This window comes from Burkholderia sp. 567 (assembly GCF_040545115.1).
Classification (GTDB): Bacteria; Pseudomonadota; Gammaproteobacteria; order Burkholderiales; family Burkholderiaceae; genus Burkholderia; species Burkholderia ambifaria.
This window is the reverse complement of record NZ_JBEPLG010000008.1, coordinates 206,367-226,556: the sequence shown is the minus strand read 5'-3', so window position 1 is coordinate 226,556 and position 20,190 is coordinate 206,367. Positions and strand designations below refer to the sequence as shown.

At 66.7% G+C, this 20,190-nt stretch carries 20 protein-coding genes; 10 read left to right on the top strand and 10 right to left on the bottom strand.

The window, feature by feature from the left end; genetic code table 11:
• Positions 1–14: 14 nt before the first annotated feature.
• Positions 15–449, bottom strand: a complete 435-nt coding sequence (locus tag ABIC50_RS23670; protein ID WP_011657044.1) for a carboxymuconolactone decarboxylase family protein — start codon at positions 447–449, stop codon at positions 15–17.
• Positions 433–894, bottom strand: a complete 462-nt coding sequence (locus ABIC50_RS23665) for a MerR family transcriptional regulator (RefSeq protein WP_011657045.1) — start codon at positions 892–894, stop codon at positions 433–435. The genes ABIC50_RS23670 and ABIC50_RS23665 overlap by 17 nt, the downstream gene beginning before the upstream one ends.
• A gap of 300 nt (positions 895–1,194) precedes the next feature.
• Here ABIC50_RS23665 and ABIC50_RS23660 point away from each other — a divergent pair, with 300 nt between their 5' ends.
• Together ABIC50_RS23660 and ABIC50_RS23655 are read left to right on the top strand one after the other, a co-directional pair.
• Positions 1,195–1,806, top strand: a complete 612-nt coding sequence (locus ABIC50_RS23660; protein WP_212070189.1) for a ComEA family DNA-binding protein — start codon at positions 1,195–1,197, stop codon at positions 1,804–1,806.
• Positions 1,807–1,894: 88 nt separating this feature from the next.
• Positions 1,895–2,326 carry a YidB family protein gene (locus ABIC50_RS23655; RefSeq protein WP_105834106.1) on the top strand — a complete coding sequence of 144 codons (432 nt, stop codon included), beginning with the start codon at positions 1,895–1,897 and terminating at the stop codon, positions 2,324–2,326.
• A 127-nt stretch (positions 2,327–2,453) separates the two neighbouring features.
• Here ABIC50_RS23655 and clpB read toward each other — a convergent pair whose 3' ends face one another.
• Positions 2,454–5,051: an ATP-dependent chaperone ClpB gene (gene clpB, locus ABIC50_RS23650; RefSeq protein ID WP_354167135.1), complete on the bottom strand. Its 2,598-nt coding sequence runs from the start codon at positions 5,049–5,051 to the stop codon at positions 2,454–2,456.
• 145 nt (positions 5,052–5,196) lie between these two features.
• The gene (locus ABIC50_RS23645) at positions 5,197–5,715 is read right to left on the bottom strand and encodes an Rrf2 family transcriptional regulator (protein ID WP_165751533.1); all 519 of its coding nucleotides are present in this window, start codon (positions 5,713–5,715) and stop codon (positions 5,197–5,199) included.
• Positions 5,716–5,977: 262 nt separating this feature from the next.
• Between ABIC50_RS23645 and ABIC50_RS23640 the strand changes: the two genes are divergently transcribed.
• Positions 5,978–6,538, top strand: a complete 561-nt coding sequence (locus ABIC50_RS23640) for a group III truncated hemoglobin (protein WP_354167132.1) — start codon at positions 5,978–5,980, stop codon at positions 6,536–6,538.
• 77 nt (positions 6,539–6,615) lie between these two features.
• Here the strand turns inward: ABIC50_RS23640 and ABIC50_RS23635 are convergent, their stop codons facing one another.
• The 6 genes from ABIC50_RS23635 to ABIC50_RS23610 all read right to left on the bottom strand — a co-directional run bounded on the left by ABIC50_RS23635 (position 6,616) and on the right by ABIC50_RS23610 (position 12,964).
• Complete coding sequence (locus ABIC50_RS23635) at positions 6,616–7,092, bottom strand: molybdenum cofactor biosynthesis protein MoaE (protein ID WP_006755405.1); 477 nt, start codon at positions 7,090–7,092, stop codon at positions 6,616–6,618.
• A 9-nt stretch (positions 7,093–7,101) separates the two neighbouring features.
• Entirely contained in the window at positions 7,102–7,359 is a 258-nt protein-coding gene (moaD, locus tag ABIC50_RS23630) for a molybdopterin converting factor subunit 1 (protein ID WP_006758354.1), read from the bottom strand.
• Between the two features lie 19 nt (positions 7,360–7,378).
• Positions 7,379–8,626, bottom strand: coding sequence for a molybdopterin molybdotransferase MoeA (locus ABIC50_RS23625; RefSeq protein ID WP_354167129.1), 1,248 nt, complete (start codon positions 8,624–8,626; stop codon positions 7,379–7,381).
• A 248-nt stretch (positions 8,627–8,874) separates the two neighbouring features.
• Positions 8,875–10,326, bottom strand: coding sequence for a threonine synthase (thrC, locus tag ABIC50_RS23620; protein WP_105834102.1), 1,452 nt, complete (start codon positions 10,324–10,326; stop codon positions 8,875–8,877).
• A gap of 14 nt (positions 10,327–10,340) precedes the next feature.
• On the bottom strand, positions 10,341–11,669 hold the full coding sequence (locus ABIC50_RS23615) for a homoserine dehydrogenase (RefSeq protein ID WP_175700439.1): 1,329 nt from the start codon (positions 11,667–11,669) through the stop codon (positions 10,341–10,343).
• Between the two features lie 56 nt (positions 11,670–11,725).
• Positions 11,726–12,964, bottom strand: a complete 1,239-nt coding sequence (locus ABIC50_RS23610) for a pyridoxal phosphate-dependent aminotransferase (RefSeq protein WP_006754745.1) — start codon at positions 12,962–12,964, stop codon at positions 11,726–11,728.
• A gap of 316 nt (positions 12,965–13,280) precedes the next feature.
• Here ABIC50_RS23610 and ABIC50_RS23605 point away from each other — a divergent pair, with 316 nt between their 5' ends.
• The 7 genes from ABIC50_RS23605 to ABIC50_RS23575 all read left to right on the top strand — a co-directional run bounded on the left by ABIC50_RS23605 (position 13,281) and on the right by ABIC50_RS23575 (position 20,188).
• Positions 13,281–13,655, top strand: coding sequence for an Mth938-like domain-containing protein (locus ABIC50_RS23605; protein ID WP_041489817.1), 375 nt, complete (start codon positions 13,281–13,283; stop codon positions 13,653–13,655).
• A 136-nt stretch (positions 13,656–13,791) separates the two neighbouring features.
• Positions 13,792–15,468 (top strand): glycosyltransferase family 39 protein, encoded by a 1,677-nt coding sequence (locus ABIC50_RS23600; protein WP_175675486.1) that lies wholly within the window; start codon positions 13,792–13,794, stop codon positions 15,466–15,468.
• A 13-nt stretch (positions 15,469–15,481) separates the two neighbouring features.
• Positions 15,482–15,853 (top strand): SMR family transporter, encoded by a 372-nt coding sequence (locus ABIC50_RS23595; protein ID WP_006758361.1) that lies wholly within the window; start codon positions 15,482–15,484, stop codon positions 15,851–15,853.
• Positions 15,854–16,002: 149 nt separating this feature from the next.
• Positions 16,003–17,154, top strand: a complete 1,152-nt coding sequence (locus tag ABIC50_RS23590) for a DegT/DnrJ/EryC1/StrS family aminotransferase (protein WP_354167126.1) — start codon at positions 16,003–16,005, stop codon at positions 17,152–17,154.
• Between the two features lie 6 nt (positions 17,155–17,160).
• On the top strand, positions 17,161–18,195 hold the full coding sequence (locus tag ABIC50_RS23585) for a glycosyltransferase (protein WP_105834098.1): 1,035 nt from the start codon (positions 17,161–17,163) through the stop codon (positions 18,193–18,195).
• Positions 18,192–19,139, top strand: coding sequence for a formyltransferase (locus tag ABIC50_RS23580; protein WP_354167123.1), 948 nt, complete (start codon positions 18,192–18,194; stop codon positions 19,137–19,139). The genes ABIC50_RS23585 and ABIC50_RS23580 overlap by 4 nt, the downstream gene beginning before the upstream one ends.
• Positions 19,136–20,188 carry a bifunctional UDP-4-keto-pentose/UDP-xylose synthase gene (locus ABIC50_RS23575; RefSeq protein WP_011657061.1) on the top strand — a complete coding sequence of 351 codons (1,053 nt, stop codon included), beginning with the start codon at positions 19,136–19,138 and terminating at the stop codon, positions 20,186–20,188. Before ABIC50_RS23580 ends, ABIC50_RS23575 begins: the two co-directional genes overlap by 4 nt.
• Positions 20,189–20,190: the final 2 nt, after the last annotated feature.

Genomic DNA, 20,190 nt, shown 5'->3' with positions numbered 1-20,190 from the left:
CGGCACGCTTTGCATCACGCCGTGTGCGCGGCCGCCTCGGTTTCCGCGCCGTCCCGGCCGAGCGCTTCATCACGCCGCGTGAACACCTCGTGCGCGGCGAACAACGCGTTCAACGCGGCCGGGAATCCTGCGTAGACGGCCATCTGCATGAACACCTCGACGATCTCTTCGCGCGTGCAGCCGACGTTCAGCGCGCCCTCGATATGCACCTTCAGTTGCGGCTGCGCATTGCCGAGCGCAGCGAGCGCGGCGATCGTCGCAATCTCGCGCGCTTTCAGGTCGAGCTGCGGCCGGCTGTAGATGTCGCCGAAGCTGAACTCGACGAGCAGCCGTCCGAAGTCGGGCGCGATCGGCGCGAGCGCCGCGACCACGCGTTCGCCCGCTTCGCCGTCGATTTCCTTCAGCTTGTTCCAGCCACGCGTATAGCGGTCTTCAACGAGTCGTTCCATGGTGTCCGTCCTGTTCAGAGAGTGAATGAGTAGGTTTCGCCCGTCGTTCCGTCTCGCGTTCCTGCGTCTCGTAGTACGCGATCTTGTCGCCGATCGCGTCGAGGCTCGCCTGCAGCTCCGCGATATGCGCGCGCACCGCATCGCGATGCGCGGACAGCAACCGCCGCCGCTCACCGAACGTCGACTCGCCTTGTGCCCGCAACGCCGCGAACTGCTGCATCTGCGCGATCGGCATGCCGGTCGCCTTCAGGCGCATCACGAAGGCGAGCCAGTCAAGGTCGGCCGGCGCATAGAGCCGGTGCCCGGCCGCCGTGCGCGAAATCGCGCGCAGCAGGCCGGCCTGCTCGTAATACCGCAACGTATGCGTCGACACGCCGGTCAGTTCGGCGACTTGCCCGATCGTTAGCGGACCGGCGGCGGAAGGTTTGGATACGGTTTTCGACATGGCAGGAACAAGGTTAGGAGTTAGAGTTCACTCTAAGTCAAGCATCGTCGCACGGCCAGATCAAATAATTTGCAGTCCGCGCCGTGGACCGCATCGCGGACACCGTAAAGAATGGTCAAAACCGCTGCCCGGTGCAGCTTTCCGTCTTTACAGCGGCGCAAGCCTTCAGCAAGATTCGGTCATAGCCTGTCTTAAAAAGGGCACGCATTTGTCCTATGCTTAACGGCGACGCCCGGCCGGGCCTCGTCCAGTCGTCCGTTGCAACGCCCATTCATCCGTCAGAACCAGGGAGCCCTTGCCATGCTGAAAAAGCTGCTGATGCTGTTCGTCGCGCTGTCGCTGTCGCTTGCCGCCGGCCTCGCCGCGGCCGTGGAAGTCAACACGGCCGATCAGGCCGCGCTCGAAGCGGTGAAGGGGCTCGGGCCCGTGAAGTCGAAGGCGATCATCGACGAACGCACCAAGAACGGCCCGTTCAAGGACGCGGACGATCTCGCGAACCGCGTGAAGGGTCTCGGCACGAAGTCGGTCGGGCATCTCGAGGAAAACGGCCTGACGATCGGCGGCTCGTCGACGCCGCCGAAGGGCGTGAAACTGTCGAAGCCGGCCGCGACGACGTCGGCGACCCCGTCGGCCACGACGTCGGCAGGCACCGCATCGACGCCGACGACCACGCCGACCGGCACGACGGCGACCGCACCGGCCGCCAGCGCGCCGGAAGCGGCGGCCAAGCCGGCCAAGAGCAAGCGCGCATCGAAGAAAGAGAAGGCGGCCGCAGCCGCGGCGGCATCCGCCGATGCAGGCGCGGGCGCGAGCGCGCCGGCCGCGGCGTCGTCCACGAAGGCGACCAAGGGTTCGAAGAAGAAGAGCAAGAAGGACAAGGCAGCCTCCGCCGCCGCGGCGTCGGGCGCCTGATGTGCGCCGCGCGCGCGACGGCGTGCGCGCGGCTTTCGATCAACGGGCGCCGTTGCTGCGGCGCCCTTTTCAGTGAAGGTGAAGAACCATGGGTCTCCTCGACATCGTTGGCGGTCTGATCGGCGGCCAGGCCGGCGGCAACTCGCAAAGCGCGCTCATCACGACCGCGCTCGAATTCATCAACAACCAGCCGGGCGGCCTGAACGGCCTGATCGAGAAGTTCAAGGCCGGCGGCGCCGGCGAGATCATCGGCTCGTGGGTCGGCACCGGCGAAAACCAGCCGATCTCGGGCGACACGCTGCAGAACGTGCTCGGCTCCGACGTCGTCGGCGCGCTCGCGACCAAGGTCGGCATCGATCCGTCGCAGGCCTCGTCGATCCTCGCGCAGGTGCTGCCGCACGTCGTCAACGGCGCAACTCCAAACGGCGAAGTGCCGGCTGGCGGCCAGGTCGATACGTCGAACGTGCTCGGCACGCTCACGCAGCTCGCCGGCATGTTCGGCGGCAACAAGCCGGCCTGAGCCCGCACCGCAGCGGCTGACGGCCCCGGCAGCGGTTTCGGCCGCTCCATATGCAAACACCCCGCCTGAGCGGGGTGTTTGTTTTTGCGCGCCCGGCTCGAACCGGGCGGGGGGCGATCAGCGGCGCTCAGTGCACGACGCGGTCGAACATGAACTCGCCGTCGTGGACGTCGACCGGGATCACGTCCTTCGGGCCGAAGCGGCCCGCGAGGATCAGCTTCGCGACCGGGTTCTCGATCTCCTGCTGGATCGCGCGCTTCAGCGGCCGCGCGCCGAACACCGGGTCGTAGCCGACCTTCGCGATCTGTTCGAGCGCCGCCGGCGACACGTCGAGCGCCATGTCGAGCTTCGCGAGCCGGTCGTGCAGGCGTGCGAGCTGGATCTTCGCGATCGATTCGATGTTGCTGCGATCGAGCGCATGGAACACGACGACGTCGTCGATCCGGTTCAGGAACTCCGGACGGAAGTGCTGCTTCACCTCGATCCACACGGCGTCCTTGATCTCGTCCTGCGGCGCGCCCGTCATCGCCTGGATCACCTGCGAGCCGAGGTTCGACGTCATCACGATCACCGTGTTCTTGAAGTCGACCGTACGCCCCTGCCCGTCGGTCATGCGACCGTCGTCGAGCACCTGCAGCAGCACGTTGAACACGTCCGGATGCGCCTTCTCGATCTCGTCGAGCAGGATCACGCTGTACGGCTTGCGGCGCACGGCTTCCGTCAGGTAGCCGCCTTCCTCGTAGCCGACATAGCCCGGCGGCGCGCCGATCAGCCGCGCGACGCTGTGCTTCTCCATGAACTCGCTCATGTCGATGCGGATCAGGTGCTCTTCAGAATCGAACAGGAACGACGCCAGCGCCTTGCACAGCTCGGTCTTGCCGACACCCGTCGGGCCGAGGAACAGGAACGAGCCGTACGGACGGTTCGGATCGGCGAGACCCGCGCGCGAACGACGGATCGCATCCGCGACCGCGCTGATCGCCTCGTCCTGGCCGACCACGCGCTCGTGCAGCTTTTCCTCGATGTGCAGCAGCTTCTCGCGTTCGCCCTGCATCATCCGCGACACCGGAATCCCGGTCGCGCGCGACACGACTTCCGCGATTTCTTCCGCGCCGACCTGCGTGCGCAGCAGACGCGGACGCGTCGGGTTGTGCTGCTCCTGCTCTTCGGCCTGCGTGACCTGCTTCAGTTGCGACTCGAGTTGCGGCAGCTTGCCGTACTGCAGTTCGGCAACTTTCTCCAGCTTGCCTTCACGCTGCAGGCGCACGATGTCGGCCCGCACCTTCTCGATCTCTTCCTTGAGCTGCGCGCTGCCCTGCACCGCGGCCTTCTCGGCGGTCCAGATCTCCTCGAGGTCCGCATATTCGCGGCCGAGACGATCGATCTCTTCCTCGATCAGCTGCAGGCGCTTCTGCGACGCTTCGTCCTGCTCCTTCTTCACGGCCTCGCGCTCGATCTTCAGCTGGATCAGACGACGGTCGAGCTTGTCCATCTCTTCGGGCTTCGAATCGATTTCCATCTTGATCTTCGACGCAGCCTCGTCGATCAGGTCGATCGCCTTGTCCGGCAGGAAACGGTCGGTGATGTAGCGGTGCGACAGCTCGGCCGCGGCGACGATCGCCGGGTCGGTGATGTCGACGCCGTGGTGCAGTTCGTACTTCTCCTGCAGCCCGCGCAGGATCGCGATCGTCGCCTCGACGCTCGGCTCATCGACGAGCACCTTCTGGAAGCGGCGCTCGAGCGCGGCATCCTTCTCGATGTACTTGCGGTATTCGTCGAGCGTGGTCGCGCCGATGCAGTGCAGCTCGCCGCGCGACAGCGCCGGCTTCAGCATGTTGCCCGCGTCCATCGCGCCTTCGGCCTTGCCGGCGCCGACCATCGTGTGGATCTCGTCGATGAACACGATCGTCTGGCCTTCGTCCTTCGCGATGTCGTTGAGCACGGCCTTCAGGCGCTCCTCGAACTCGCCGCGATACTTCGCGCCGGCGAGCAGCGCGGCCATGTCGAGCGACAGCACGCGCTTGCCCTTCAGCGTCTCGGGCACTTCGCCGTTGACGATCCGCTGCGCGAGCCCTTCGACGATCGCGGTCTTGCCGACGCCCGGCTCGCCGATCAGCACCGGGTTGTTCTTGGTGCGGCGCTGCAGGATCTGGATCGAGCGGCGGATTTCGTCGTCGCGGCCGATCACCGGGTCGAGCTTGCCCGCACGCGCGCGCTCGGTCAGGTCGACCGTGTATTTCTTCAGCGCCTCGCGCTGGCTTTCCGCGTCCTGGCTGTGCACCTGCGAGCCGCCGCGCACCGCGGCGATCGCGGCTTCGAGCGACTTGCGCGACAGGCCGTGCTGGCGCGCGAGCTTGCCGGCTTCGCCCTTGTCGTCGGACACGGCGAGCAGGAACATCTCGCTCGCGATGAACGTGTCGTTGAGCTTCTGCGCTTCCTTGTCGGCCTGGTTCAGCAGCCCGGCCAATTCACGGCCGATCTGGATGTCGCCGCCCGTGCCCGTCACTTGCGGCAGGCGCGAAATGGCCTCGTTCAGCGCGCCTTGCAGCGCCTGCACGTGAACGCCGGCGCGCGACATCAGCGAGCGGGCGGAGCCGTCGTGCTGGGCGACCAGCGCGGCCAGCACGTGAACGGGTTCGATGTATTGATTGTCGCGGCCTGCCGCGAGGCTTTGCGCGTCTGCCAGTGCTTCCTGGAACTTGGTGGTGAGCTTGTCGATTCTCATTTAGTCGAGACCTCCAATTTTCGATTAACACCAAGATGAGGATGCTTATGCGGGTTTCAAGCGAAATTCGGGTTGATTCAGCGCAAAAAACACACGGAGCGGTTCGTGGGCACAGGGCAGCGGGAGGCGGGGTAACGCCGGCGTATCAGCCGGCCTTCGACGGCGCTGCCGTGGAGGCCAGCGCGTGATCCCCGGACGGCTCGGCACGCACCATCGCGATCGGACGAATGCCCAGCAGAGTGGCGAGCGGCGACGCGGGTTCGGCCAGTTCGCCGAGCGTGTGGCCGTCGAGTTCGGCGAAGAACGCATCGCGCGCGGCCGCCAGCACGCCCTTCAGGCGGCACTGCGGCTCGATCACGCAACCGCGCGACTCGCCGCCGTCGGCGGAAAAGCAGCCGACCAGCGCGAAATCGTTCTCGGTCGCGCGCACCACCTGCCCGACCGTCAGCTTCAGCGAGTCGGGGAACAGTCGCAGCCCGCCGTTGCGGCCGCGGACGGTATCGACCCAGCCGAGCTCGCCGAGCTGCTGGACGACCTTCATCAGATGGTTCTTGGAGATGCCGTAGGCGTCCGAGATCTCCTGGATCGTCGCGAGCCCCTCGCCGCGCACGGCAAGATACAGCATGACGCGCAGCGAGTAGTCGGTGTAGTCGGTGAGTCTCATGAGCGGATACGGAAAATGATCGATCGTGCCCCGATCATGCGAATCAGGTCGATCGGCGCGCGCCGGACCGGCCGGCGGGCGCGCCTGAAGGCGCCGGGTTGCCGGGATGGCCTGCGCGCAATAAGATGCATGGAATCCACGCATTTTTCAGGCAATGGTCGACGCTATTTTGCGTCAAAATCCGCCCGGCGTCCTGCGCATTCCCTGCGCTGCCGCGCCGACGGGCTCCGCCAACGCCCCGATTTTTCCGGCCCTTTTTGCGATGACTGCCCTGCCCGCCTCGCCCGATACCGCGCCGGCCCGCCCCCGCGACGCCGAACCGACCGAAGACAATATCCGCGACCTCGTGTACGCGTTCTACGACCGCGTGCGCGCCGATCCGCTGCTTGGGCCCGTATTCGACGCGAAGCTGGACGGCCGCTGGGACGACCATCTGCCGAAGATGGTCAGCTTCTGGTCGAGCCTCGTGCTCGGCACCAAAGGCTATCGCGGCAACGTGCAGCAGGCGCACCAGCCGCTCGACGGGATCGAGCCCGCGCATTTCAGCCGCTGGCTGTCGCTGTTCCTGAAGACCGTCGAGGGGCGCTACGCGCCGCCGGCGGCGATCCGCTTCATGGAACCCGCGCTGCGGATCGCGCAGAGCCTGCAGCTGAGCCGCTTCGGCTGGGACTATCAGATTCCGCCCGAGCAGCAGGCGCTGCTCGATGCGGTCGCGCCGCGCCGCCGCGACGCGGGCGATGATCCTGACGCGCTACCGTCGCGCGCCCGCGGCGAGCCGTTTCCGACGAAGATCATCGGGCGCGGCGTCGATCCGGACGCCTGACACGGCGATTCGCGGCGCTTGAACGCCGGAGCGCCGGAGCGCCCGCGGCACAATGCCGCACGACGCGAATGCCGCGCTCAGCGCGGCGTGTTGCCCGATTCGACGCCCCAGCGCGCGAGCGCCGCATCGTCGGCGCTGCGGGCATCGACCCAGCGTTCGCCGTCCGGCGTCGTTTCCTTTTTCCAGAACGGCGCCTCGGTCTTCAGGTAATCCATCACGAACTCGCACGACGCGAACGCGTCGCCGCGGTGCGACGCGACGGTGGCGACCATCACGATCTGGTCGAGCGGCAGCAGCCGGCCGACGCGATGCACGATCGCGACGTCGATGCCGGGCCAGCGCCGGCCGGCCTCGGCGGCGATCTTCTCGAGCGCCTTCTCGGTCATCCCCGGATAGTGCTCGAGCTCCATCGCGGCGACCGAATCGCCTTCGTTCAGGTCACGCACGGTGCCGACGAAGCACGCGACCGCACCGATTTTCGGATTGCGCGCGCGCAATGCCGCCACTTCGGCGTTCAGGTCGAAATCGTCGGTCTGGATTCGTATCGTTGCCATGACACCCCCTCATCCGCCCGTTACCGGCGGAAAGAACGCGACCTCGCAGCCGTCGGTGAGCCGCGTGTCGGGGTCGGTCATTTCGTGATTGCACGCCATGCGCAACGCGCGCCCTTCGGCGAGCGTCTCGGCCCACGCGCCGCCGCGCAGGCGCAGCCATGCGCGCACGTCGCCGACGGTCGTCACGCCGTCGGGCACGTCGGCCTGCTCGTCGGATACGCCCAGCGCCTCGCGCACGCTTGCAAAGAATTTCAGCTGAATCTTCATAGGTCGGGAAGCCGTCGCGTTACGACAGCAGTTCGGAAAACGGAATGAAACGCACGGTCTCGCCCGCGCTGATCGCGTGCTGCGGCGGATTGTCGATCAGGCCATCGCCCCAGACCGTCGACGTCAGCACCGCCGAACTCTGGTTCGGGAACAGGTCGAGGCCCCCGGCCGCATTGACGCGCGCGCGCAGGAATTCGTTGCGCCGGTCGCCCTTGCTTTGCGAGAAATCCGCCCGCAGCGACAGCGCGCGCGGCGCGACGTCGCGCACGCCGGACAGGCGCAGCAGGAACGGCCGCACGAACAGCAGGAACGTGACGAAGCTCGACACGGGGTTGCCCGGCAGCCCGATGAAGTGCGCGTCGGGACGCTCGTCGCCGCGGCGCACCGCGCCGAACGCGAGCGGCTTGCCGGGCTTCATCGCGATCTGCCACAGCGAGAGCCGCCCTTCGGCCTCGACGGCCGGCTTCACGTGATCCTCGTCGCCGACCGATACGCCGCCGCTCGTCAGGATCACGTCGTGATCGCGCGCGGTCTCGCGCAGCGTGTCGCGGGTCGCGGCGAGCGAGTCGGGCACGATCCCGTAGTCGGTCACGTGGCAGCCGAGCCGCTCCAGCAACCCGCGCAGCGTGAAGCGGTTCGAGTTGTAGATCGCGCCGGGCTTCAGCGGCTCGCCCGGCATCGTCAGTTCGTCGCCGGTGAAGAACACCGCGACCCGCGGCCGCCGCGCGACCGACAGCCGCGCGCAGCCGACCGATGCTGCCAGGCCGAGCGCCTGCGGCGTGAGCCGCGTGCCGGCCGGCAGGATCACCGAACCCTGGCGGATGTCCGCGCCCTGCGCGGTGATCCATTCACCGGCCTTCGGCGTATGCAGGATCTCGACCGCGTCGCCGTCGGCCGACGCCTGTTCCTGCATCACGACGGCGTCGGCGCCGGGCGGCACCGTCGCACCGGTGAAGATCCGGGCGGCCGTGCCCGCCGCGAGCGGCGCGGCCGGATGGCCGGCCGGGATCCGCTGCGACACCGGCAAGCGCCGCTCGCCGTGCAGCAGGTCGGCGACCCGCACTGCATAGCCGTCCATCGCGCTCGTATGCATCGGCGGCACGTCGAGCGGCGAGCTCACGTCGGCTGCCAGCACGCGGCCGAGCGCGTCGAGCGTGGCGACGGTTTCGGCGCCGGGCAGCGGCTTCGCGGCATCGAGCAGCGCGGCGAGCGCTTCCGCGGTCGACAGCATCGGCGCGCGCGGCGCCACGGAATTCGGGTTCGACATCGGGGAATCGGGGATCGTTGGAGTCAATACGTCATTGTAGCGACGCCGTCGCGCGCACGTGCGATATGGCGGACATGCGACAACTGTGATCGGCGCGCACGCGCGGCACTGACACTGGCTTCGCGCGGCATCGGATGACCTGCGCGCGGTCGCCACCAAACGAAACGGCCGGAACCCCGATCCGTGCGACGAATCGGCATTCCGGCCGTCCTGTGCCGCCGGGGGGAGCCCGGCAGCCCGGCGCTGCGTTACGCGCCCGTGTGCGCGGCGATGAAGTCCTTCACCTGTTGCGCGTCGGCCTTCACGACCTCGAAACGCTGCGGCAGCGCCTCGAGCCCATCGAATGCGGCCGGCCGCTCGGCTTCGCGATCGAGCGCTTCGCGGATCGTCTCGCCGAACTTGATCGGCTGGGCCGTCTCGAGCACGACCATCGGCACGCCCGCGTCGAGATGCTCGCGCGCGACCTTCACGCCGTCGGCCGTATGCGTATCGATCATCGTGTCGTAGCGCGAGAACACGTCGCGGATCGTCGCGATGCGGTCGGTGTGGCTGCTGCGGCCCGACACGAAGCCGAACTCGGCCACGCGCGCGAAATCGCCGCTCGCCGCGAGGTCGAAACCGCCCTTCTCCTCGACGTCGCGGAACAGTTGCATCACGCGCGCCGGATCGCGGCCGAGCAGGTCGAACACGAAGCGTTCGAAGTTCGACGCCTTCGAGATGTCCATGCTCGGGCTGCTCGTGTGATACGTGTTTTCCGCGCTGCGCACGCGATAGGCGCCGGTGCGGAAGAACTCGTCGAGCACGTCGTTCTCGTTGGTCGCGACCACGAGCTTCGCGATCGGCAGGCCCATCATCCGCGCGATGTGGCCCGCGCAGACGTTGCCGAAGTTGCCCGACGGCACCGTGAACGACACGCGCTCTTCATTGGACTGCGTCGCCGCGAAATAGCCCTTGAAGTAGTACACGACCTGCGCGACGACGCGCGCCCAGTTGATCGAGTTGACCGTGCCGATCTTCTGCTGCGCCTTGAACGCGTGATCGTTCGACACGGCCTTCACGATGTCCTGGCAGTCGTCGAACACGCCTTCGACCGCGAGGTTGAAGATGTTCGGATCCTGCAGGCTGAACATCTGGGCCGTCTGGAACGCGCTCATCTTCTTGTGCGGCGACAGCATGAACACGCGCACGCCGGCCTTGCCGCGCATCGCGTATTCGGCCGCGCTGCCCGTGTCGCCCGACGTCGCGCCGAGAATGTTCAGCGCGTCGCCGTGCTTCGCGAGCGTGTACTCGAACAGGTTGCCGAGCAGTTGCATCGCCATGTCCTTGAACGCGAGCGTCGGGCCGTTCGACAGTTCGAGCAGCGACAGCGCGGTGCCGTTCTCGGTGCCGAGCGTCTTCAGCGGCGTGATGTCGGACGCGTTCTCGCCATGGCGCGTGTTGCTGTACACGGCGGCCGTATACGTGCGGCGCGTGATCGCGCGCAGGTCGTCGGCCGGCACGTCGTCGCAGAACTTCGACAGGATCTCGAATGCGAGATCCGCATACGGCAGCGTGCGCCAGCGCGCGAGTTCGTCGGCCGACACCTTCGGATACTCGGCCGGCAGATACAGCCCGCCGTCCTTCGCGAGACCGCCGAGCAGGATGTCGGAGAACGTATGGCGCTCGCCGATGCCGGCGCCGCGCGTGGAGATGTAGTTCATGTCGTTCCTGGTCCTCAGTTCAGCGCTTCCATGCGCAGCTTCGTCACCTTCGAGACCACCGTCGCGAGGCTTTCGATCTGCGCGATCGCCTTGTTGACGTGCTTCTCGAGCGTCTCGTGCGTGATCAGTACGATGTCGGTTTCGCCGTTCGCGTCGTCGACCTGCTCCGATTCCTTCTGCAGCAGCGCGTCGATCGAGATGCCCGTCTCGGCGAGCAGGCGCGTGATGTCCGCGAGCACGCCCGTCTGGTCGGCCACGCGCAGGCGCAGGTAGTAGCCGCTCGTCACTTCGTCGATCGGCAGGATCGGCGTGTTCGACAGGCGGTCCGGCTGGAACGCGAGATGCGGCACGCGATGCTCGGGGTCGGCCGTATGCAGGCGCGTGACGTCGACGAGATCCGCGACGACCGCCGACGCGGTCGGTTCCGCACCCGCGCCCTTGCCGTAGTACAGCGTCGTGCCGACCGCGTCGCCGTGCACGACGACCGCGTTCATCGCGCCTTCGACGTTCGCGAGCAGGCGCTTCTCGGGAATCAGCGTCGGGTGCACGCGCAGCTCGATGCCGTTTTCGGCGCGGCGCGTGATGCCGAGCAGCTTGATCCGGTAGCCGAGCTCTTCCGCGTAGCGGATGTCGGTCGCGTCGAGCTTGCTGATGCCTTCGACGTACGCGCGGTCGAACTGGACCGGCACGCCGAACGCGATCGCGCTCATGATGGTCGCCTTGTGCGCGGCGTCGACGCCTTCGATGTCGAAGGTCGGATCGGCTTCCGCGTAGCCGAGCTCCTGCGCGGCCTTCAGCGCGGTCGCGAAGTCGAGGCCGCGGTCGCGCATTTCCGACAGGATGTAGTTCGTCGTGCCGTTGATGATGCCCGCGATGTACTGGATGCGGTTGGCGGTCAGGCCTTCGCGCAGCGCCTTGATGATCGGAATGCCGCCGGCCACGGCCGCCTCGAACGCGACCATCACGCCCTTCGCGCGCGCGGCTTCGAAGATCTCGGTGCCGTGCACCGCGAGCAGCGCCTTGTTTGCCGTCACGACGTGCTTGCCGTTCGCGATCGCGCGCAGCACGAGCTCGCGCGCGATGCCCGTGCCGCCGATCATCTCGGCGATGATCGCGATCGACGGATCGTCCACCACCGCGTTGAAATCATCGGTGATCTGCGCGCCGCCGGCGTCACCGCCGAGCGCGGCCTGCGCCTTGGCCGGGTTGCGCACGGCAATGCGCGCGACCTCGATGCCGCGCCCCGCGCGGCGCTTGATTTCTTCCTGGTTGCGGTTCAGCACCGTGAAGGTGCCGCTGCCGACGGTGCCGAAGCCCAACAGGCCAACTTTGATCGGTTCCATGCTGCGTGTGGTCGATGAGTAAGAATGAATGATTGAATGCCGGGGGACCCGTCCGCTCAGACGGAATGGCGCTTGCGGTAGCCGTCGAGGAAGCGCGCGATCCGGTTGATCGAATCGGTCAGGTCGTCGAGGTTCGGCAGGAACACCACGCGGAAGTGATCCGGGGCCGCCCAGTTGAAGCCCGTTCCCTGCACGAGCAGCACACGCTCCTCGAGCAACAGGTCGAGGATGAACTGCTGGTCGTTCTGGATCGGATAGAGCTTGGGATCGAGGCGCGGGAACATGTACAGCGCGGCCTGCGGCTTCACGCAGGTCACGCCGGGAATCGACGTGAGCATGTCATACGCGAGCTCGCGCTGCTTGTACAGGCGCCCGCTCGGCACGATCAGCTCGTTGATGCTCTGGTAGCCGCCGAGCGCGGTCTGGATCGCGAACTGCCCGGGCACGTTCGCGCACAGGCGCATCGACGACAGGATCCCGAGGCCTTCCAGGTAATCCTTCGCGCGCCGGCGATTGTCGCCGCCCAGGCCCGACACGGCCATCCAGCCCGCGCGGTAGCCGCACGAGCGATAGCTCTTCGACAGGCTGTTGAACGTGACGGTGATCACGTCTTCCGACAGCGAACCGAGCGCGGTGTGCTCGAGCCCGTCGTAGACGATCTTGTCGTAGACCTCGTCGGCGAACACGATCAGCCCGTGCTCGCGCGCGATCCCGAGCAGCTCGAGCAGCAATTCGTCAGAATAAAGGGCGCCCGTCGGGTTGTTCGGGTTGATCACGACGATCGCCTTGGTGTTCGGCGTGATCTTGCGGCGGATGTCGTCGAGGTCGGGCATCCACGCGTTCTGCTCGTCGCACACGTAATGCACCGGCGTGCCGCCCGACAGGCTCACGGCGGCCGTCCACAGCGGATAGTCGGGCGCCGGCAGCAGCACCTCGTCGCCGTCGTTCAGGAGCGCCTGGGTCGCCATCACGATCAGTTCGGACGCGCCGTTGCCGATGTAGATGTCGTCGAGGCCGACGCCGACCACGCCCTTTTGCTGCGTGTAGTGCATCACGGCCTTGCGGGCCGAGAACACGCCCTTCGAATCCGAATAGCCGGACGACGCCGGCAGGTTGCGGATCATGTCCTGGATGATCTCGTCCGGCGCGTCGAACCCGAACGGCGCGAGGTTGCCGATGTTCAGCTTGATGATGCGGTGGCCTTCTTCCTCGAGGCGCTTCGCGTGCTCGAGCACCGGGCCACGGATGTCGTAGCAGACGTTGAGCAGCTTGTTCGACTTCTGAATCGGTTTCACGACGACACGGTTCCTGGGTTGGCCTTGCGGCCGGGGGACGGGATCAAAACTGGAGAGCGGACGGTCTGTGCGCGCTGTCTAGACTGGGAAAAAGCGGGCGGTCGGACGGCGCTTGTGACGACGCACGACGCAAGTGGCGCCCGGGGGCGACCAAAAAGTTATAATTTAGCGGATTTTGGCCGACTTTCGCAATGCACCATGGCCGCTGCGGGCCCGCGCCGTCAGGCGTCCCGTATGCGCCGGCTCGCGAAACCGGCCGCCCGGGCCCGTGCGGCCCGTGCCAGACACTCCCCTACGGAAACCGCGGATTAACGATTTGAAACTGCACCAGGACACGAGCGGCGCGCTCAACACCGTCACCGGCTACGGCCCCGATTATGTCGACGTCAACCTCCAACGCCACGAAGGGAGCGTCATCGTACTGCCCGGCGCACCGGTGCGGGAATGGCCGGTGTCGTCGTTCGACGCACTCGCGCCCGAGCATTTCGCGATGCTGCTCGACCCGGCGCCCGAACTCGTGATCTTCGGCAGCGGCGCGCGGCTGCGCTTCCCGCACCCGCGGCTCGTGGCCGCGCTTACGGCCAAGCGGATCGGCGTCGAGACGATGGATTTCCAGGCCGCCTGCCGCACCTACAACATCCTGATGGCCGAGGGCCGCAAAGTCGCCGCCGCGCTCTTGATTGAACGTTAATCCCCGATGCGGTAAAACACGGGCCGGCGCACCGGGTCGATCCCCGGATCATCATCCGGATCGCTACCCGGCAGGCCGCCCGCCCCCGGCGCAACCCGCCGGCGGCCCATCACAACAACCAACAGGCTCAAAATCCATGAACGATACGCCGTCGAGGCTACCGCTCAACCGCATCACGCTCGCCCTTCTGTTCATCGCGCTCGCGATCGTCTGGTTCGCGCCGCTCGGGCTGCGCCACCTGATCCCGAGCGACGAAGGCCGCTACGCGGAGATGGCCCGGGAAATGTTCGTCACCGGCGACTGGATCACGCCGCGCTACAACGGCTACAAGTACTTCGAGAAGCCGCCGCTGCAGACCTGGCTGAACGCGCTGACCTTCGCGTGGTTCGGCATCGGCGAATGGCAGGCGCGCCTCTACACGGGCCTCGCCAGCTTCGCCGGCGTGCTGCTGGTCGGCTTCACCGGCGCGCGCCTGTTCAACCCGCTGTCGGGCTTCCTCGCAGCCGTCGTGCTCGCGTGCTCGCCGTACTGGAACCTGATGGGTCACTTCAACGCGCTCGACATGGGGCTCGCGTTCTGGATGGCGCTGTCGCTCTGCTCGCTGCTGCTCGCGCAGCGCCCCGGGCTGCGCGCGGGCGCGGTGCGCGGCTGGATGTGGGCGTGCTGGGCCGCGATGGCGTTCGCGGTGCTGTCGAAAGGCCTCGTCGGCGTGATCCTGCCCGGCGCCGTGCTGGTGCTCTATACGCTGGTCGCCCGCGACTGGGCGCTGTGGAAGCGGCTCTATCTGGTGAGCGGCCTCGTGATCTTCTTCGCGATCGTCACGCCGTGGTTCGTGCTCGTCCAGCAGCGCAACCCCGAGTTCTTCAACTTCTTCTTCATCGTCCAGCAGTTCCGCCGCTACCTGACCCCGGAACAGAACCGCCCGGGCCCGCTCTACTACTTCGTGCCGGTGCTGCTGGTCGGCTTCCTGCCGTGGCTGTCGGTCGCGTGGCAGAGCATCCGCCACGCGGTGCGCATGCCGCGCCAGCCGAACGGCTTCTCCCCGATGCTCGTGCTGCTGATCTGGAGCGCGTTCATCTTCGTGTTCTTCAGCGTATCGCATTCGAAGCTGATCTCGTATGTGCTGCCGGTCGCGCCGGCGCTCGCGCTGATGATCGGCGCATACCTGCCGCTGATGACCGCGGAGCGGTTCCGCCGCCACCTGCTCGGCTACCTCGTGTTCTTCGTCGTCGCGGCGTTCGGGATCATCTTCCTCGCGTACCAGGGTGACGCCCGCACGCCGAACGCGCTGTATCGCGCGTTCCAGATGTGGCTGTACGCGGGCCTCGCGGTCGCGGCCGCGCTGACGCTCGCCGCCGCGTGGCTGAACCGCCGCGTGGGCGTCGCGGCCGCAATCGCCGCGTTCGGCGCCGCGTGGCTCGCGTTCGGCACGATCGGCGGCACCGGTCACGACGAGTTCGGCCGCTACAGCTCGGGCGCGCTGCTCGCGCCCACCGTGCGCGCCGAACTGGCGAAGCTGCCGCCCGACACGCCGTTCTACTCGATCGAGATGCTCGATCACACGTTCCCGTTCTATATGGGCCACACGACGATCATGGTCCAGCGCCAGGACGAGCTCGCCTTCGGCATCTCGGTCGAGCCGAACAAATGGATCCCGACCGTCGGCCAATGGATCGAACGCTGGAAGCAGGAAACCCATGCGCTCGCGATCATGCCGACCGGCCAGTACGACACGCTGGTCAAGCAAGGCGTGCCGATGCGCGTGATCGCGCGCGACAACCGCCGCGTGATCGTCGAGAAACCGCAATCGTAAGGACGTCCACCGCATGAATCCCGTTTCGCTCGTCTGCATCGTCACCGGCGTGATGCTCAACGCCTGTGCGCAACTTCTGCTGAAAGCCGGCGTCAACGCAGTTGGACACTTCGAATTCAGCCGCGCGAACATCATCCCGGTCGGGCTGAAGATCGCGACCCAGCTGCCGATCATCGGCGGCCTCGCCTGCTACGTGCTGAGCGTCGTCGTGTGGATTCTCGGGCTGTCGCGGGTCGACGTGTCGATCGCGTATCCGATGCTGTCGCTCGGCTACGTGGTCAACGCGTTCGCAGCGTGGTACCTGTTCGGCGAAGTGCTGTCGGTCCAGCGGCTCGTCGGGATCGGCATCATCCTGATCGGCGTGCTCGTGCTCGCGCGCAGTTGAGCATGCCCGGCGGGCCCAGGTGCACGCACGCGCATTAAGCGTCCGCCTACAAAAAATCACGGTACGAATCCGCCAACCGGTGTTTAATGCCGGTTTCGGGCCGGACCGCCCGACCCCTTTATTACACGCCATTACAGGCTAACGTGTTCATGAGCCAGACTACCGCTCCGTTTCTGCCGTTCACCCGCCCCGAGATCGATGAGGAAACCATCCAGGGCGTCGTCGAAGTGCTGCGCTCGGGCTGGATCACCACCGGCCCGCAAAGCCAGAAATTCGAAGCCGCGCTGTCCGAGTATTGCGGCGGCCGTCCGGTCCGCGCGTTCAATTCGGGCACCTGCACGCTCGAGATCGGCCTGCGCATCGCAGGCGTCGGCCCCGGCGACGAGGTGATCACGACGCCGGCAACCTGGGTGTCGACCAGCAACGTGATTCTCGAGACCGGCGCGACGCCCGTGTTCGCCGACATCGACCCGGTCACGCGCAACATCGACCTCGACAAGCTCGAACAGGCGATCACGCCGCGCACCAAGGCGATCATCCCGGTCTACCTGGCCGGCCTGCCGGTCGACATGGACCGTCTGTACGCGATCGCGCGCGCGCACAGCCTGCGCGTGATCGAGGACGCCGCGCAGGCGCTCGGCTCGACGTGGCACGGCAAGCGCATCGGCGCGTTCGGCGACATCGTGTCGTTCAGCTTCCACGCGAACAAGAACCTGACGACGATCGAAGGCGGCGCGCTCGTGCTGAACAACGAGGACGAGGCGACGCTCGCGCAGAAGTACCGGCTGCAGGGGATCACGCGCACCGGCCTGGACGGGATGGACTGCGACGTGCTCGGCGGCAAATACAACCTGACCGACGTCGCCGCGCGCGTCGGCCTCGGCCAGCTGCCGCACCTCGAGCGCTTCACCGCGCAGCGCCGCGCACTCGCGCGCGCGTATTTCGCCGCGCTCGGCGACGGCCCGGCCGTGAAGCTCGGCCTCGGCCTGCCCGTCGCCGATTTCGAGAACAGCAACTGGCACATGTTCCAGGTCACGCTGCCGCTCGAGCGGTTGTCGATCTCGCGCGCCGATTTCATGGCGCAGATGAAGGAACGCGGGATCGGCACGGGCGTCCACTACCCGGCCGTCCATCTTTTCACGCTGTATCGTGCGCGCGGTTTCAAGGAGGGCATGTTCCCCCACGCCGAACGATACGGCGCGTCGACCGTCACGCTGCCGCTCTTCACGCAGATGACCGAAGACGACGTGCGTCGCGTGGCCGACGCCATCAACCAGATTTGCGATCAATACGGAAAATAAGCGTACATGAATCACCTTGAAGCACGCGCCGGGCATCCGGGCGCCGGGCATCCGGGCGCCGCGAACCCGGAGGTATCGGTCATCATCCCCGTGTACAACGAGGAAGAGGGCCTGGCTGCGCTGTTCGCGCGGCTCTACCCGGCACTCGACGCACTCGGCACGTCGTACGAAGTGATCCTGATCAACGACGGCAGCCGCGACCGCTCGGCCGCGATGCTCGCGGACCAGTTCCACGTGCGTCCCGACACGACGCGCGTCGTGCTGCTCAACGGCAACTACGGTCAGCACATGGCGATCCTCGCCGGCTTCGCGCAGTCGCGCGGCGACATCGTCATCACGCTCGATGCCGACCTGCAGAACCCGCCGGAGGAAATCGGCAAGCTGATCGAGAAGATGCGCGCGGGCTACGACTACGTCGGCTCGATCCGCAAGCAGCGTCAGGACAGCCTGTGGCGGCGCAAGGCGTCGCAGATGATGAACCGGCTGCGCGAGCGCATCACGCGGATCAAGATGACCGACCAGGGCTGCATGCTGCGCGCGTACAGCCGCCGCATCATCGACACGATCAACGTGTGCGGCGAAGTCAACACGTTCATCCCCGCGCTCGCGTACACGTTCGCGCAGAACCCGACCGAAATCGAGGTCGCGCACGAGGAGCGCTTCGCGGGCGAGTCGAAGTACTCGCTGTACAGCCTGATCCGGCTGAACTTCGACCTCGTGACGGGCTTCTCGGTCGTGCCGCTGCAGTGGCTGTCGTTCATCGGCGTGATCCTGTCGCTCGGCTCCGCCGCGCTGTTCGTGCTGCTGCTCGTGCGCCGCTTCATCGTCGGCGCGGAAGTGCAAGGCGTGTTCACGCTGTTCGCGATCACGTTCTTCCTGCTCGGCGTGATCATCTTCGCGCTCGGCCTGCTCGGCGAATACGTCGGCCGCATCTACCAGCAGGTGCGTGCGCGGCCGCGCTACCTGATCCAGGCCGTGCTCGAACAGCACGACGGCATCCCGGCGGTGCCGGGCATGAACCGCTCGGAGGCCGCGCAATGAAGCCGCGCGCCGTCGTCTTCGCGTATCACAACGTCGGCGTCCGCTGCCTGCAGGTGCTGCTGGCACGCGGCGTCGACGTCGCGCTCGTCGTCACGCACGAGGACAACCCGAACGAGAACATCTGGTTCGGCAGCGTCGCATCGGTTGCCGCCGAGCACGGGATTCCCGTCGCCACGCCGGCCGACCCCGCCGACCCGGCACTGCGTCGCGCGGTGTCCGACGCGCAGCCGGACTTCATCTTCTCGTTCTATTACCGCCACATGCTGCCGGTGGACCTGCTCGCGATCGCGCCGCGCGGCGCGTACAACATGCACGGTTCGCTGCTGCCGAAATACCGGGGTCGGGTACCGACCAACTGGGCCGTGCTGAACGGCGAAACGGAAACCGGCGCGACGCTGCACGAGATGGCCGCGAAGCCGGACGCCGGCGCGATCATCGGCCAGACCGCGGTGCCGATCCTGCCGGACGACACGGCCGCGCAGGTGTTCGACAAGGTGACGGTCGCCGCCGAGCAGACGCTCTGGCGCGTGCTGCCGGCGCTGCTCGCGGGCGAGGCGCCGCACCTGCCGAACGAGCTCGTGAACGGCAGCTACTACGGCGGCCGCAAGCCGGAAGACGGCCGCATCGACTGGTCGAAGCCAGCCGCGCAGGTCTACAACCTGGTGCGCGCGGTCGCGCCCCCGTATCCGGGCGCATTCACCGACGTCGGCGGCACGCGCTTCGTGATCGCCCGCGCGCGCCTGGCGGCGCCCGGCAGCGCGGCCGCCGCGGCGGCGGCAGATTTGCCGCCCGGCCTGCACGTAAGCGATAATGCGCTATTCGGCGTCTGCGGCGACAGCCGCGCCCTATCCATTCTCGAGCTGTGGCAGCAGCGCGACGGCAGCGAAACCGTCGTGACGCCCGCGGAATTCGCGCAGTTCATTCATTCTTCCCGTCATTCATGAAAGCAAAAAAAGTCCTGATCCTGGGTGTGAACGGCTTCATCGGCCATCACCTGTCGAAGCGCATTCTTGAAACCACCGATTGGGAAGTGTTCGGCATGGACATGCAGACCGATCGGCTGGGCGACCTCGTCAACCACGAACGGATGCATTTCTTCGAAGGCGACATCACGATCAACAAGGAGTGGGTCGAGTATCACGTGAAGAAGTGCGACGTGATCCTGCCGCTCGTGGCGATCGCAACGCCCGCGACCTACGTCAAGCAGCCGCTGCGCGTGTTCGAGCTCGACTTCGAGGCGAACCTGCCGATCGTGCGTTCGGCCGTCAAGTACGGCAAGCACCTCGTGTTTCCGTCGACCTCCGAGGTCTACGGCATGTGCTCGGACGAAGAGTTCGATCCGGACGCATCGGCGCTCACCTACGGCCCGATCAACAAGCCGCGCTGGATCTACGCGTGCTCGAAGCAGCTGATGGACCGCGTGATCTGGGGCTACGGGATGGAAGGCCTGAACTTCACGCTGTTCCGCCCGTTCAACTGGATCGGCCCGGGCCTCGACTCGATCTACACGCCGAAGGAAGGCAGCTCGCGCGTCGTCACGCAGTTCCTCGGCCACATCGTGCGCGGCGAGAACATCAGCCTCGTCGACGGCGGCTCGCAGAAGCGCGCGTTCACCGACATCGACGACGGCATCAGCGCGCTGATGAAGATCATCGACAACAAGAACGGCGTCGCGTCGGGCAAGATCTACAACATCGGGAATCCGAAGAATAACTTCTCGGTTCGCGAGCTCGCGCACAAGATGCTCGAACTGGCCGCCGAATACCCGGAATACGCGGGCTCCGCGAAGCAGGTGCAGCTCGTCGAAACGACGTCGGGCGCCTACTACGGCAATGGCTATCAAGACGTGCAGAACCGCGTGCCGAAGATCGACAACACGATGCAGGAACTCGCGTGGGCGCCGCAATCGACGTTCGACGACGCACTGCGCAAGATCTTCGAAGCGTATCGCGGCCATGTCGCCGACGCGCGCGCGCTGGTCGAGCAGAACTGACC

What these genes read in the sequence shown, in the direction of transcription:
- ABIC50_RS23585 (WP_105834098.1), top strand. Translation starts at nt 17,161, where the DNA reads ATGAATCACCTTGAAGCACGCGCCGGGCATCCGGGCGCCGGGCATCCG.
- ABIC50_RS23640 (WP_354167132.1), top strand. Translation starts at nt 5,978, where the DNA reads ATGACTGCCCTGCCCGCCTCGCCCGATACCGCGCCGGCCCGCCCCCGC.
- ABIC50_RS23655 (WP_105834106.1), top strand. Translation starts at nt 1,895, where the DNA reads ATGGGTCTCCTCGACATCGTTGGCGGTCTGATCGGCGGCCAGGCCGGC.
- clpB (WP_354167135.1), bottom strand. Translation starts at nt 5,051, where the DNA reads ATGAGAATCGACAAGCTCACCACCAAGTTCCAGGAAGCACTGGCAGAC.
- ABIC50_RS23660 (WP_212070189.1), top strand. Translation starts at nt 1,195, where the DNA reads ATGCTGAAAAAGCTGCTGATGCTGTTCGTCGCGCTGTCGCTGTCGCTT.
- ABIC50_RS23595 (WP_006758361.1), top strand. Translation starts at nt 15,482, where the DNA reads ATGAATCCCGTTTCGCTCGTCTGCATCGTCACCGGCGTGATGCTCAAC.
- thrC (WP_105834102.1), bottom strand. Translation starts at nt 10,326, where the DNA reads ATGAACTACATCTCCACGCGCGGCGCCGGCATCGGCGAGCGCCATACG.
- ABIC50_RS23645 (WP_165751533.1), bottom strand. Translation starts at nt 5,715, where the DNA reads ATGAGACTCACCGACTACACCGACTACTCGCTGCGCGTCATGCTGTAT.
- ABIC50_RS23635 (WP_006755405.1), bottom strand. Translation starts at nt 7,092, where the DNA reads ATGGCAACGATACGAATCCAGACCGACGATTTCGACCTGAACGCCGAA.
- ABIC50_RS23590 (WP_354167126.1), top strand. Translation starts at nt 16,003, where the DNA reads ATGAGCCAGACTACCGCTCCGTTTCTGCCGTTCACCCGCCCCGAGATC.
- moaD (WP_006758354.1), bottom strand. Translation starts at nt 7,359, where the DNA reads ATGAAGATTCAGCTGAAATTCTTTGCAAGCGTGCGCGAGGCGCTGGGC.
- ABIC50_RS23575 (WP_011657061.1), top strand. Translation starts at nt 19,136, where the DNA reads ATGAAAGCAAAAAAAGTCCTGATCCTGGGTGTGAACGGCTTCATCGGC.
- ABIC50_RS23625 (WP_354167129.1), bottom strand. Translation starts at nt 8,626, where the DNA reads ATGTCGAACCCGAATTCCGTGGCGCCGCGCGCGCCGATGCTGTCGACC.
- ABIC50_RS23580 (WP_354167123.1), top strand. Translation starts at nt 18,192, where the DNA reads ATGAAGCCGCGCGCCGTCGTCTTCGCGTATCACAACGTCGGCGTCCGC.
- ABIC50_RS23665 (WP_011657045.1), bottom strand. Translation starts at nt 894, where the DNA reads ATGTCGAAAACCGTATCCAAACCTTCCGCCGCCGGTCCGCTAACGATC.
- ABIC50_RS23600 (WP_175675486.1), top strand. Translation starts at nt 13,792, where the DNA reads ATGAACGATACGCCGTCGAGGCTACCGCTCAACCGCATCACGCTCGCC.
- ABIC50_RS23670 (WP_011657044.1), bottom strand. Translation starts at nt 449, where the DNA reads ATGGAACGACTCGTTGAAGACCGCTATACGCGTGGCTGGAACAAGCTG.
- ABIC50_RS23615 (WP_175700439.1), bottom strand. Translation starts at nt 11,669, where the DNA reads ATGGAACCGATCAAAGTTGGCCTGTTGGGCTTCGGCACCGTCGGCAGC.